Source organism: Sphingomonas sp. ABOLG (assembly GCF_003950435.1).
In the GTDB taxonomy this organism is placed as follows: Bacteria; Pseudomonadota; Alphaproteobacteria; order Sphingomonadales; family Sphingomonadaceae; genus Sphingomonas; species Sphingomonas panaciterrae.
Genome location: NZ_QQWW01000002.1, coordinates 17,468 through 30,567, shown reverse-complemented (window position 1 = coordinate 30,567; position 13,100 = coordinate 17,468). Strand labels below are relative to the sequence as shown.

The window sequence follows — 13,100 nt, the reverse complement described above, 5'->3', positions numbered from 1 at the left end:
GGCCATGGCCCGTGCGCGCGGCCGGTGGCTCACCGCCGCGGCCGGCACGGGCGCGGGCGCTGCCGGCGCCGTGCTGCTGCTGGATACGCTCGCCGCCATCGGCTTTGCCGCCGGCCTTGCGGGCGGCGTGGTCGCAGTACCGGATGGCCTCGCCGCCGTCCTTCCCTGGGCGGCGCTGGTCGCGGTGACCGGCGCGGCCCGTGGGCTGTTCGCCATGGCATCGGCGCGGATCGGCGCCGCTGCAGCCGAGCGGTCGAAGGCGCAGGTGCGCCGCCGCGTGGTGGAGGCCGCGCTTCACCGCGCGCCGGGTGGCGCCACCACCATGGGCGGCTGGATCACTGCCGCGGTTGACGAGGTGGAGGCGCTCGACGGCTATGTCGCCCGCTTCCTCCCGGCGCGACGCGCGGCCGTGCTGGCGCCCCTGCTGGTACTGGCCGCCACCGCCATCGCCAGCCCGGTATCGGCGGCGATCCTGCTCGGCACGCTGATCCCCTTCGTCATCGCAATGGCGCTCGCCGGCGGCGCCGCGGCGGATGAATCGCGCCGCCAGTTCGTCGCCTTGTCGCGCCTTTCCGGCCGCTTTGCGGATCGCGTGCGCGCCCTGCCGGTGGTGCTCGCCTTCGGGGCGGAGCAGCGCGAGGCGAATGCGCTGGGCGAAGCGGCGGACGAGCTCGCCAAACGAACGATGCGTGTGCTGCGGGTCGCCTTCCTGTCCTCCGCGGCGCTCGAATTCTTCGCCGCGCTATCAGTGGCGCTGGTCGCGGTCTATTGCGGCTTCAACCTGCTCGGCCAACTCCCCTTCCCCGTGCCCGAACAGCTCGATCTCGGCCGGGCCTTCTTCGTGCTGGCGCTGGCACCCGAATTCTATGGTCCGATGCGCCGCCTCGCCGCCGCCTATCACGACAAGCAGTCGGCCGAGACCGCAGCGGAGCGGCTGATGGCGCTCCCCGCGCCGCTCACCCCGGCGCGCCCGCGGCCGATTTCCGCCCCGCCCGCACTCGCCTTCCACGATGTGACGATCCGCTATTCCGACAGCGACCGCCCTGCGATGGCCAACCTCTCGTTCACCGCCGCGCCCGGACAGACGATCGCGCTGGTCGGCCCGTCGGGCAGCGGCAAGTCGAGCCTGCTCCACCTGCTGCTCGGCCTCGCGCCGGTGGAAAGCGGCACGGTGCTGGTCGATGGCGTGCCGCTCGACAGGATGGGGACGGTCGCGCCGCTCGCCAGCTGGGCCGGGCAGCACCCGCTGCTGCTCGCCGGCTCGATCCGCGACAATCTGCTGCTCGCGAACCCGAAAGCGACGCCCCGCGATCTCGCCGCCGCGGTCGAGGGCGCGGGGCTTGGACCGATGCTGGCACGCCGCCCGGCGGGGCTGGACAGCGAAATCGATTCGCGCGGCAGCGGGCTGTCGGGCGGCGAACGACGTCGGATCGCACTCGCCCGCGCGCTGCTGAAGCCGGCGCCGTTGCTGCTGCTGGACGAGCCGACCGCGCATCTCGATCACGCCAGCGAAACCGCGCTGATCGCCACCATCGCCGGCGCATGCCGTGGACGCACCACCCTCCTCGCCACCCATAGCGAGCGCGTTGCGGCGATCGCCGACCATGTCGTCCGCCTCGGAGACAGCCAGTGACCCTCGCCACACTGATCGCCGCCGAACGTCGCGCCCAGCATCGCCTGCTGCTGCGCGCATCGCTCTTTGCCGCGCTGGTCGCCGCGGCCTCGGTCGTTCTCCTGGGCCTGTCGGGCTGGTTCATCACCGCCGCCGCGATTGCCGGCGCAGCGGGGCCGGCGGTGGCGCTGGCCTTCAACTACATGCTGCCATCCGCCGGCATCCGCCTGCTGGCGATCGTCAGGACCGGCGCGCGCTATGGTGAGCGGCTGGCCAGCCACGAGGCGGCGTTCGGCGCGCTCGCACGCATCCGGCCCGCCTTGTACCGTGCGCTGGCCGCCGCGCCGGTCCACCGCGCGATGGCGCTCGGGACCGGAGAAGCAACCGCACGCCTCGTCGATGATGTCGGCGCGATCGAGAGCCGCTTCGTCCGCCTGTCAGCACCCTGGGGCATTGCCGCCGCTGTCGGCGCCGGCGGCTGTTTGGTAATCCTCGGCGGTATCCCCGCCGCGCTGGCGACACTGGCTTGCGCCGGGGCGACCCTGGTGATCGGCACGCTATTGTCCCGCCGCATGGATGCGCCGGGTCGCGCGGTTCAGCAGGCGGCCGGCGCGCTGCGCGAGGAAGTCGCCCGGCTGGTCGATGCCGCGCCGGAGCTTCGCTGCTTCGGGCTGGAGGATTGGGCCGCAGACCGGATCACCGTGGAGGCGCGCGCGCTCGGTCAAGCGCAGCGGCGGCATACCGAAGCGGCAGGCTGGTTCGAATGGCTTCACGCCGGCGGGATCGGCCTGGCCGCCGCCAGCTCGCTGTTCCTCGCTGCCCCCGCCGGCGCGCCGATCGCCGCGATGGCGGCCTTGGCCGCAGCGATGACGATCGATGGCCTGGGGCCGTTGCTGCGCGCCCTGGTAGAGCAGGGACGCGTGCGTGAGGCAGAGGTCCGGCTCGACGCCATCCTGGACGGTGCTTCCGCGCAGATCGCCCCCGCCCCAACCGCTGCGCTTGCCGCCACGCCGACACTCACACTCGCCAGCCCCTGCAGCGCCGTCCTTCGTTCCGGCGAGCGTGTCGCGTTGATCGGCCCGTCGGGCGCCGGCAAGACGACGCTGCTCGAAACGCTGCTCGGCCTGCGAGATCCCGCGCCGGGCAGCATGGCGCTCCATGGGCATGACGCGGCACAGATCGATCCCGTCATTCGCCGCCGCTGCTTCGGCTGGGCGCCGCAAGATGCCGCCCTGCTCTCGGGCACTGTGCGCGACAATCTGCTGCTCGCCGATCCGGCGCTGTCCGACGACGCGCTGTGGCAGGCGCTGCACGATGCCGCGATCGACGATCGCGTGCGCGCGCTCGGCGGGCTCGACGGATGGGTCGGCGAGAATGGCGCGCGGCTATCCGGCGGTGAGCGCCGGCGGCTCGCCCTCGCCCGCGCTTATGCGAGCGCGGCGCCCTGGCTGTTGCTCGACGAACCGAGCGAAGGGCTGGACGCGGCGACCGAACAGCTGGTGGCCGCGCGGCTGGCGCAGCGGCTGAATCGCACCGGTCAGGGGCTCCTGCTGGTCAGCCATCGGCCCGCGATGGTCGCCACCTGCCAGCGCCGGATCGATCTTCTCGCCGGCGATCACCCGCTGCCGCAACTCGCTGCCTGATCCGGTCACCCAGCGATACGGGCGAGCGCCGCGCGGTCGAGCAGCCGCACCTGCCGCCCGCCCGGCAGCGCGATGAGCCCGGCGGCCTTCAGCGCCGTCATCTGCCGGCTAACCGTCTCGATCGTCAGGCCCAGCACCTCACCCACCGCGCCGCGCCCCATCGGCAGGTCCACGCGGTCACCCACGCCCAACCGGCGATGCATGTCGAGCAGGAAGGCGACGACCTTCTCCGGCGCGTGCCTTCGCCCCAGCATCAGCATCCAGCGCCGCGCCTCGGCCAGCGTCCCCAGCGCGCGGCGCAGCAACAGCCCCTCGGCACCCGGCTGGGCCGCCAGTACCGGCTCCAGCGCACGGCGCGAGTAAAGGCACAGATCGGCATCGACCAGCGCCACCACCGTCTCGCGCGCCTGTTCGACGAACAATTCGCCGACGAAATCGCCGGGAAACAACAGGCCGACGATCTGCGCCCGCCCGTCCGGATCCTCGCGCACGACCTTCAGCACGCCGGAGACCAGATTGGCGCAGACCGCCGCCGGATCACCCGCCCAGATCAGCACCTGGCCGGCCTTCAGCATGCGCCGGCGGCCGATGCCGTGCAACGCAGTCAGCTCCCGATCGGCAAAGCTCGCGCACACCGACGTGTCGCGCGCGGCACAGGCGGCGCAGCGTGGCGGGGCGCAGCCGGGATCGTTGGCGGCGATCGGCATGGGGCTCAGACGGCGCTGCTGAAGCGCGCGGGCTCCTCACCGCGATAGGCGTCCAGCGTCGCCGCGATCACCCGCGCAAAGGGGCGCGCCTCATCCTGCAGCAGCAGGCGCTCGCCGTTCCAGCGGACAAGCCCGTGCTCGACGAACGGCGCCAGCCGCGAATGAACCGTTCCCAGTTGCGGCACCCCCGACAGGTCGGCTTCGCCACGCGTCAGGATCGCTTCGATCGCCCGTCCGCGGAGCCGGTCCTCGGCGCTGCGCCGCAGCCCGCGTGTGACCGCGAAGCGCCCGCTGCCGATCGCCATGTGATAGCGGCCGGTGTTCTTTTCATTCTGCAGCAGACGATCGGGAAATTCGCTGATCGCGCTCGCGCCCAGCCCAACCAGCGTTTCCGCCGGATCCTCGGTAAAGCCCTGGAAATTGCGCCGCAGTGTGCCCGCGGCCGCCGCCTGCGCCAGCGCGTCGTCCGGCCGCGCGAAATGATCGAAACCGACCGCGCGATACCCCGCCCCGGTCAGTGTCTCATGCGCCAGTGCCGCATGCCGAAACCGTGCCGCCGCGTCGGGCAGCAACGTGGCGTCGATCCGCCGCTGCCGCGCGATCATGTGCGGCACATGGGCGTAGCCGAATACCGCCAGCCGATCCGGCGCCATCGTCAGCGCCGTGGCCAGCGTCGCGCGCAAACTGTCATCGTCTTGTGCCGGCAGGCCGTACATCAGGTCGAAGTTGATCGATGACACGCCGGCCGCGCGCAGGATCGCGACGGCCTCGCGGATCTCCGCTTCGGGCTGCACCCGGCCGATCGCGGCCTGAATCGCGGGGTCGAACGTCTGCACGCCCAGGCTCGCCCGCGTGACCTGCGCGCCGCGTAGCACCCGTGCCCATCCCGCGCCGAAGCCGCGCGGATCGATTTCGACCGAGACGATCGTGTCGTCATCGCACTGAAAGGCGTCACGGACCTGCGCGACCAGGTCAGCAAAGGCGTCGGCCGGTATGGCGTTGGGGCTGCCCCCGCCGAAGGCGATGCGCCCCACGCGGCCGCGTCCGTCCAGCCGGCGCGCGACCAGCGCAATCTCTTCGCCCAGCCGCGCCAGATAGTTGGACAGCCGCGCGCTGCGGTTCGCCGCGCCCGTGTTGCACCCGCAATACCAGCAGATTTCCCGGCAATATGGGATGTGGAGATAAAGCGAGATCGCCTCGTCCGGCGCGACCCGGTCAAGCGCGACGGCCATGTCCTCGCTACCCACCGTGTCGCCGAATTCGGCCGCCGTCGGATAGCTGGTATAGCGCGGCACCGCGCGGGCGAGCAGGTCGGGATGGTAGGTCCACATGGCAACCGCGTGGGGCATGGCCAGTGACGCATCCTTGATCGCGGTCAAAAACTTGCTTGGCGCCGATCAACGCCGCCCCCCGCCGGCGCGCCTACCCCGGACTCATTCCGAACAAAGATGCAAAGGGGAATGACGATGAAGAAGCGGTTGGTCGCGGCGCTGGGTGTCATGGTTGCCGGCGTGGCTGCCATGCCCGCCGCGGCGCAGGACGATGCGGCGCGGGTCGGAACGCGCGCCGGCGACGTGCTGCTGCGCGCCCGCGCCATCACGGTTGCGCCCAATGAGCGCTCCGGCAGCATCCTGCCCGCCTTCCCGGGGGAGAAGGTGCGGATCGACAACAGCGTCATGCCCGAAATCGACCTCACCTATATGGCGACCGACAATATCGGTTTCGAACTGATCGCTTCCACGACGAAGCATCATGCCGACGGTCGCACCGGCACCACCGGCGGTATCGGCCGCCTGGCCTCCACCTGGGTGCTGCCGCCGACGCTGACCATGCAATATCACTTCATGCCGCGCTCCACCGTGCGGCCCTATGTCGGCGCGGGGATCAACTACACGATCTTCTGGAACGAAAAGGCCTCGCCCGCGCTGGAGGCAGCAGTCGGGCGCACCCGCGTGCACATGAAGGACAGCGTCGGCTGGGCCGCCCAGGCTGGCATCGACATCGACCTGTCGCGCAAGGTGTTCCTGAACCTCGACGTCAAATATATCGACATTGATACGACCGCCCGGCTGGATACCGCAGCCGCCGGTACGCAGCGCGTGCGGTTGAACGTGGATCCTTTGGTCTTCGGCGTCGGCCTCGGCCTCCGCCTCTGATCCTCGTCTCTCCCGCCGCCGCCGCGGTCGCCCTCCGGGACAGCCGCGGCGGCTTCGCGTCGGTCATCCTGACGGCAGCGTATAACCCACGGTCGCCTGCGCCACGATCCCGGCCTCGCTTCCCTGCCAGATCCTGACATCGACAGTGACCAGCCGGCGCCCCATCTTCAGGATGGTGGCATCCGCGACGATCCGCTCGAACCGGCACGCGCGCAGGAAGCTCATGGTCAGGGTGTGCGTAACCGCCATCAGCATCGGTCCGGTGTGCGCCAGGATCACCGCATAGGCGACATGATCGGCCAGCGTCATCAGCGTCGGGCCGGAGACGATGTTGCCCGGCCGCGCCATCGCCGGCAGCGGATCCAGGATCATGCGCGCGGTTCCGGGGCCAAGCACCTCGACCGTCCCGCCCTCGCCTGCCCGCCCCGGGAAAGCACCGGCCAGCAGCGTGCGCAATTCCTCCACGCTCAGGATCGGGCCGCCATCTGTCCTGCCGCGTCCCACGCCATCCGCACTCATCCTCGCCGCTCTCCCTTTCTGTTGCCGCCACGCGGGCGCCCGAAGCGGCTTTGGCAAAGCGGCAGCGCGACGAGAAGAGGCATGGCGCCCCTCAGCAGGTAAACAGCGACGGGAAAGGTGGCGCAGCGGCGCGGTCAGCGTGTTTCCATCCAAACTCCCCATCAGGGAAGTGGCGCGCCCGGAACGATTCGAACGTCCGACCCTCAGATTCGTAGTCTGATGCTCTATCCAGCTGAGCTACGGGCGCGTGGAACTTGTGCTGTAAATAATGGCGCGCCCGGAACGATTCGAACGTCCGACCCTCAGATTCGTAGTCTGATGCTCTATCCAGCTGAGCTACGGGCGCGTTGGAGTGGCGCTGATAGAAGCGACTTTTGGATTAGGCAAGAGCGTTGCGCATAACTTTCTCGCTACCTAACACATTCTCATGCTGCTCCGTGCCCTTCCCGCCCCGCTCGCCCTCCTCCTGATCGCTGCCGGGTGCACCGCGCAGGGCGATTATCCCTCGCTGCTTCCCCGGCCCGCCGAAACGCAGAACCTCGATGAACCGCCACCCGCCGCGCCCGAGCCGCCGCAGACGGACCCCGCGCTCGACGCACAGATCGCCACCGTCATGGCCACGCTGACAGAACGGGTGAGCGCGTTCGACGCGGCCGCGACGCGCGCCGCCCGGCTGGTCAGCAGCGCGCGTGGTGCCGCCGCGGGCACCGATCGCTGGCTCGATGCGCAGGTGGCGCTGGCGGAACTGGATTCGCTGCGCTCATCGACTGGCGACCTGGCGATCCAGCTCGGCGACATGGCGCAGGAGCGCGCCGTGACGGTGGGCTCCGAATATCCGGCGCTGACCGCCGCCTCAGCGCAGGTCCGCGACGCCGTCACCGCGCAGGTCGCGCGAATTACGGCGCTTCAGGGGCAGCTCGCCCCCGCCTGAGCATGATCGCGGCGGGGACGAGCGTTGCCGCTCAGCGCGCCATGCCCTCGATCGGGCGAAGCGCCCCATTGCGCAGGTACATGGCGGTCACGGTAATCTCGGTCACGCCATTGCCGACATGCACCGCCGTCACCTTGGGCGATGGCTTGCGGCCCAGGATGAAGTCCAGCAGCGTCACCTTGGGATCGCCCGACGCGCCGCCGCCGTCCGACTTGTCGGTCTCGCCATTGCCGTTCATGTCGTGCCGCAGGTCGACGGCGTAAGTGCCGGGTGCCGACACCGGTAGGCAGATCCGCACGGGCCCGGAACTTGGCGCCGGCACTTCGACGCGCGTGATCCAGCCCTTCTTCTCGAACCAGGTGGAGGTCGCCCCGCCAAAGGTGCGGGCGCGCAGCGCCCCGTTGCGGTTCTTCAGCCCCACCACATTCACCAGGATCGACGGCTCATTCCCCGCCGCGCAGCGCGCGGCATAGGGGCCAAGGATGGTGCCCTTGCCCTGCGCTGCCACCGAGGGGGCAAGCAGCAGGAGAGCGGCCGAAGCAATGATACGCACAGTGTTCATGCACCCCCTTTGACAGCATCTCGTGGCGCAATCAGGGCGATTCGTCGACGAAACCGGTCGGCAGGAAGGTGATCCCGCTCGCCCGCCGCCACGCCAAGAGGAATATCGCGTAGGTACCCAGCCCTGCGACTAGCGCGGCGGGCGGCAGGCGGTGCAGCGCCAGCACGACGCCCATCGCCGCCGCGCCGATCGCCAGCGGAATGGCGGCGACGCCCGGGGTCGCGACGATCCCGAAGACGCGACGCAGCACGATCCGTCGCGCCAGCGCGCGCGCGGCATAGCCGCCCAGCACTGCCCCGGCCGCGCCTGCCATCCCGAACACCGGGATCAGCACGCTTGCCAGCAACCCGGCCACCGCCACCCCAAGCAGCGTGACGCGAAGGCCGAGCCGCGGCCGGCGATAGGCGAAGATCAGGTCCGCCACGCCAAAGCTGCCTTGCACGATCTCCGCACCCGTCAGCAGCAGCAGCGCCCCCGCCCCGGCGCCAAAGCCCGCGCCGAACAGCTCCAGCAGCGGTGCACCCACGACGGCGAGGGCGATCAGCAGCGGCAATTGGATCACCAGCAACAGGCGGATTGCGCTGCCGATCGCCCGCCCCGCGCCAATCTCCCCGGCCTGCGCGAGCGTGTTGGAGACGAGCGGCACCAGCATTCCGTCGATGCTCTGGCGTACCTGGCGGGGCACGATGGCGATCTGCTTGACCACGCCATAGATGCCCGCCGCCGCCTGCCCCAGCAAAGCGCCGACCAGCCACAGGTCGATCCGCGCGACCAGCCCGTCGCTCACCTCGCTGATCATCGTCGGCAGGCCCTGCGATGCCATCCGACGCAGCCGCTGACGGCTCGGACGGTAGGGCGCGTCGCTCCTCGGGACCACCCGCCGCACGGCGAGCACCGCGTACGCCAGCACCACCAGCGAGGCGACCAGATAGGACAGCGGCAGGCCGATGGTCCGCGCCCCTGCGGCCCAAGCGAGCAGCGCGACCACGATGCCGATCCAGGGCTGGATCACGCTCTTTCCGATCACGTCATAGCGTATCTCCCGTCTCCAGCGCGTCGCGGCGAGCAGCACTTCGATCAGCACCTGGATCAGGATGGTCGGCGCCAGCCACAGCAGCGCCGTCGCCGTATGCGGCGCCAGCGTAGTGGCAGGCACGAGCAGCGCAGCCGCCGCCACCGCGATCCAGAGGATCGTCGACGCGCCCCCCGCCAGCAGCACCGCATCCATCACCACGTGCCGCGGCGCACGGCCCGGGCCGCGCTCGTCGATCCACTGGAAAATCAGCCAGCGTGCGCCGATGCCGCCCGCCATCACCCCCAGTTCGACCACCGCCAGGGCAATGGCATAGGCGCCCAGCAGCGAAGCGCCGTACAATTGCGCGCCCGCAAACAGAAAACCGAAGCGCGCGCCGAAGCGGATCAGAAAGCCGAGCGCATTGGCCCCGCCACCGCGCAGGATCAATTGTCCCGCCCGGTCGCTTGTCGGTGGTCCAGTCTCAGGCGGCGACGAGGGCACCGGGGCCGAGCGCCGCCTGCTCGATGAACAGCGCCTGATAGGCCGCGATCATCGCCGCCATGCTGAACGCCTCGACGCGCGCCGGCCCCGCGGCGCCGAGCCGCGCGGCGAGCGCCCGGTCCTCGATCAGGCGATCGATCCCGTCGCTGATCGCATCGGCATCCGGCGTCACGCACCAGCCCGCCACATCATGGCCGACCAGCTCGCGCGATCCGAAGCGGCAATCGGTGACCAGTGTCGGTCGCCCCAGCGACAGCGCCTCGCCGGCGGTCGTCGGAAAGCCTTCCCATCGCGACGGCAGCACCACCAAGTCGGCCCGCGCCATCCACGCCCAGGGATTGTCGTCGAACCCGACGAAGCTGACGCTCCCATCAATGCCAAGCGCTGCCGCCTGTTGCCGCAGTTGCGCCTCGCGCGATCCACGGCCGACAATCACCAGGTCATGCGTGCCCCGCGCGCTACTGGCGGCATAGGCCGTCAGCAGCATGTCATGGCCCTTCTGATATTCCAGCCGGCCGACCGACAGGATGAACGGCCGCGCCTCCGACGCGCGCGCGATCGGCGCGTCCGACTCCCGGCGCGCGCGCGCGGCATCGATCGGGTTGCGGATCATCCGCATGCGTGCGGGGTCCAGCGCCAGATCGTCTATCAGGCCGTCCGCCATATGCTGCGAATTGGCCAGCAACACGTCGGCCGCGCGATAGGTCCGCGCCGTATACCAGGTAACCAGCCGCTGCGCTGCCGGTGAGCGAAGCTCGTCACCGATCACCGCCAGCGTATTGTTTCCTTCGCGCGCGATCCAGCGCGGCCGCGCCGCGCCAAGCCCCGCCAGTGCCAGCTGCGTGATCAGCGTCGTCCCCTTCAGGAAGCTCATCACCACGTCGGGCCGCCATTCCTGGATCATGCGCCGAAACGCGATCGGCGCCTGCATCGCCCCCGCGATCAGCCGATCCGGCCGGTAGAAGCCCGCGTTCGGCCCCTCGAACACGAACCGCCGCTCGCCTTCCGGCGCCACCATCAACCGCGCTGGGTCGACGTCCTTCACGAACGGCCCGGCTGCGCGAAGCAATCCGATCCGCACGTCGACCAAGGCGGGATCGCAGCGATTGGCCAGATGGACCGCGACGCGCTCGGCCCCGCCCCCATGAAGCGATGTCAGCAGCAACAGAACGCGTGCCGGAGGGATCCGTCGCCTGTCATCCTCCTCGCCGCGCCCCATCGTGTTTCCTTGTCTTCCCCCTCACGCTACAACCAACCGGCCCGCGTGAGCCAAGCTCCGGAAAAAATGCCGGAACCGTCGCGCTTTGTTGGGGGGTGGTCCGGGGTTGGTCAAGCATCAGCTGCTCGTCGGCGCGGCCGAATTCTGGACCGCTGCGGCGGACGACATCGCGGCGGCGCGCGATCGCGTGCTGGTCCAGGCGATGACGTTCGAGGCGGACGCCGCCGGCACCAGCGTCTTCGATGCCCTTGCCGCCAGCACCGCCACGGATCGCCGCATCCTGGTCGACAGCTATTCGCGCATGGTGGTGAACGACCGTTTCGTGCTGTCCCCGCAACGCCTGTCCAATGCCGCCTTCCGCCAGGAGGTGCGCGCGACACGCGAGATGTTCCGCGATGCCGGGCGCCACGGCATCGCCGTGCGGCGGACCAATCCGATCGGCCGCAACCCGCTGCGTTATGGCGTGCGCAACCACAAGAAGCTGCTGATCACCGACGACGTCGCCTATCTCGGCGGGCTGAACTTCAGCGACCACAATTTCGCCTGGCACGACATGATGGTGCGGATTGACGACGCAGAGGCAGCCGCCTTCCTCGCGCAGGATTTCGAAGCGACTTGGGCCGGAACGCCGCACCATGCGCGCCGCGACGCGCCCGGCCTCACCCTCGTCGCGCTCGACGGGCGAACGAACGATCAGGGCTATGCCCCGCTCGCCGACGCGATCGGCGCAGCGCAGCGCGACATTGTCGTGATCAGCCCCTATCCCAGCTTTCCGTTTCTCGACTGGCTGGAGGCAACCGCCCGCCGCGGTGTCGCGGTCGAAATCCTCACCCCGCGCGACAGCAACAAGCCGATCGTGCGCGACGCACTGCTCGCCAGGCCGCCCGTGTCCAACCTCACCATCCGCCTGACGCCGGGCATGAGCCACCTGAAAGCAATGCTGATCGATGGCAAAACGCTGGTGACCGGATCGACCAACTTCGATTTCGCCAGTCATGTCGCGAATGAGGAATATCTCGCGCTCGTCGGCGATGCGACGCTGGTGGCTGATTTTTGCGCGCGCGTCCTCGATCCTGTGCGCGCCGCGAGCATCGACGCCGCGCCTTCGCGACCGTCCCGTCTGCGCGGCATGGCCGCCACCGCCGGCCTGCGCATTGCCGCCGCCGCGATCGCCCCACTGGCCCGCGCGCGCCGCACCGTCACCGACTGGCGCTGAACCGGCTCAGGCGACCAGCTGCGCCGGCCCGTCCTGCCGCGGCTGCGCGCGCCAATTGTCGGCAAAGCTCGCCTGATGAACGCAGCTCACCGTGCAGAACGGCGCGCATGCCTTCACCGTCGCATATTCCCGCGCGACGTCGTCCCGCGAATAGATCTCCAGCGGGATCGCCGGGGCACCGCGCCGCTGCGAGCAATAATGCACCAGCCCGTCCTCGCAGATGTATAGATACCGCCCGCCCGCGCGGCAGCGCCAGCGGTTCGGCCGCCCGTCCATCAAATTGCGCTGGAACGTCCAGTAATTGAACCGGTGCGGGATCCCGCCCTCGTGCATCAGCCGCGCGTACACCGCGCGCTGCGTCGGCGACAGCGGCGCCAGCGATCCGCTGTCATCATGCATGACGCCGACGGTATGGGAAAAGCCGTGCCCGCGCGCGACCTCCGCCACCTCGATCGCATCCTGCGTGCGCTCCTCGCTGATCCCCAGCACCGAATTGATGTTCACCGCGAACTCGGCATGGTCCGCCAAAAGCTGCAGCTTCCCGCGCAGCGACTTCAGCGTCTTCTTCGACACCTCGTCCGGCTCCACCCCATCGATCGAGATCTGCAGCGCATTGAGACCCGCAGCGTTCATCGCCTCGATCCGCTCACGCGTCATCAGGAAGCCGTTGGTGATGGTGGTGACAATCATGCCGCGCGACCGGGCATGCGCAATGACCGCCTCGTGCGCCGGATTGGTCAGCGGTTCGCCCCCCGTCAGCGTCAGCACGCGTGTGCCCAGCTCGGCGAGCCGGTCCACCCGCGCCAGCAGCACCTCCGCCGCGATCGGCTTCGATACCTTGTCGAATTCGTTGCAATAGGTGCAGTCGAGATTGCAGTATCGCGTGACGACGAGATGCGCGAGCAAGGGACGGTGCGGCTCCAGCAGCGCGGTCGCCACATAGCGCGCCATGTCGCTAAACTGCGCCCTAGCCATGCACGGGCCTGCCGCTGCCATCGCAATGCTGGTCGCTCATCACT

General features: G+C 69.8%; 12 protein-coding genes and 2 tRNA genes. 5 read left to right on the top strand and 9 right to left on the bottom strand.

Features of this window, described 5'->3' with window-relative positions; all coding sequences use genetic code 11:
• Positions 1-4 precede the first annotated feature (4 nt).
• Positions 5-1,633: a thiol reductant ABC exporter subunit CydD gene (cydD, locus tag CA236_RS02165; RefSeq protein ID WP_206430492.1), complete on the top strand. Its 1,629-nt coding sequence runs from the start codon at positions 5-7 to the stop codon at positions 1,631-1,633.
• Positions 1,630-3,255, top strand: coding sequence for an ATP-binding cassette domain-containing protein (locus tag CA236_RS02160; protein WP_125944377.1), 1,626 nt, complete (start codon positions 1,630-1,632; stop codon positions 3,253-3,255). The genes cydD and CA236_RS02160 overlap by 4 nt, the downstream gene beginning before the upstream one ends.
• A gap of 5 nt (positions 3,256-3,260) precedes the next feature.
• Here CA236_RS02160 and CA236_RS02155 read toward each other — a convergent pair whose 3' ends face one another.
• Together CA236_RS02155 and hemN are read right to left on the bottom strand one after the other, a co-directional pair.
• Positions 3,261-3,962 carry a helix-turn-helix domain-containing protein gene (locus CA236_RS02155; RefSeq protein WP_125944376.1) on the bottom strand — a complete coding sequence of 234 codons (702 nt, stop codon included), beginning with the start codon at positions 3,960-3,962 and terminating at the stop codon, positions 3,261-3,263.
• Between the two features lie 5 nt (positions 3,963-3,967).
• A complete protein-coding gene (hemN, locus tag CA236_RS02150; RefSeq protein ID WP_125944579.1) occupies positions 3,968-5,293 on the bottom strand; it encodes an oxygen-independent coproporphyrinogen III oxidase in 1,326 nt (441 codons plus the stop codon).
• 129 nt (positions 5,294-5,422) lie between these two features.
• Between hemN and CA236_RS02145 the strand changes: the two genes are divergently transcribed.
• Complete coding sequence (locus CA236_RS02145; RefSeq protein ID WP_125944375.1) at positions 5,423-6,118, top strand: OmpW family outer membrane protein; 696 nt, start codon at positions 5,423-5,425, stop codon at positions 6,116-6,118.
• A 63-nt stretch (positions 6,119-6,181) separates the two neighbouring features.
• Here the strand turns inward: CA236_RS02145 and CA236_RS02140 are convergent, their stop codons facing one another.
• From CA236_RS02140 to CA236_RS02130, 3 genes are all read right to left on the bottom strand, one after another.
• On the bottom strand, positions 6,182-6,637 hold the full coding sequence (locus CA236_RS02140; RefSeq protein WP_046408915.1) for a PaaI family thioesterase: 456 nt from the start codon (positions 6,635-6,637) through the stop codon (positions 6,182-6,184).
• Between the two features lie 170 nt (positions 6,638-6,807).
• A tRNA-Arg gene (locus CA236_RS02135) sits at positions 6,808-6,884 on the bottom strand.
• Between the two features lie 22 nt (positions 6,885-6,906).
• Positions 6,907-6,983 (bottom strand) — tRNA-Arg (locus CA236_RS02130).
• 81 nt (positions 6,984-7,064) lie between these two features.
• On the opposite strand from CA236_RS02130, the gene CA236_RS02125 reads away from it, so the two are divergent.
• Entirely contained in the window at positions 7,065-7,568 is a 504-nt protein-coding gene (locus CA236_RS02125; RefSeq protein ID WP_125944374.1) for a hypothetical protein, read from the top strand.
• A gap of 31 nt (positions 7,569-7,599) precedes the next feature.
• Here the strand turns inward: CA236_RS02125 and CA236_RS02120 are convergent, their stop codons facing one another.
• From CA236_RS02120 to CA236_RS02110, 3 genes are read right to left on the bottom strand one after another with little or no spacing between them, the layout of a single operon-like run.
• Positions 7,600-8,130, bottom strand: coding sequence for a DUF2141 domain-containing protein (locus CA236_RS02120; RefSeq protein ID WP_125944373.1), 531 nt, complete (start codon positions 8,128-8,130; stop codon positions 7,600-7,602).
• 31 nt (positions 8,131-8,161) lie between these two features.
• On the bottom strand, positions 8,162-9,592 hold the full coding sequence (locus CA236_RS02115) for an oligosaccharide flippase family protein (protein WP_125944372.1): 1,431 nt from the start codon (positions 9,590-9,592) through the stop codon (positions 8,162-8,164).
• Between the two features lie 34 nt (positions 9,593-9,626).
• Positions 9,627-10,865: a glycosyltransferase gene (locus CA236_RS02110; protein ID WP_125944371.1), complete on the bottom strand. Its 1,239-nt coding sequence runs from the start codon at positions 10,863-10,865 to the stop codon at positions 9,627-9,629.
• Between the two features lie 106 nt (positions 10,866-10,971).
• Between CA236_RS02110 and CA236_RS02105 the strand changes: the two genes are divergently transcribed.
• Complete coding sequence (locus tag CA236_RS02105; protein ID WP_125944370.1) at positions 10,972-12,081, top strand: phosphatidylserine/phosphatidylglycerophosphate/cardiolipin synthase family protein; 1,110 nt, start codon at positions 10,972-10,974, stop codon at positions 12,079-12,081.
• Between the two features lie 6 nt (positions 12,082-12,087).
• On the opposite strand, the gene CA236_RS02100 is transcribed toward CA236_RS02105, so the two are convergent.
• On the bottom strand, positions 12,088-13,056 hold the full coding sequence (locus CA236_RS02100) for a radical SAM protein (protein ID WP_206430491.1): 969 nt from the start codon (positions 13,054-13,056) through the stop codon (positions 12,088-12,090).
• Between the last annotated feature and the right edge of the window lie 44 nt (positions 13,057-13,100).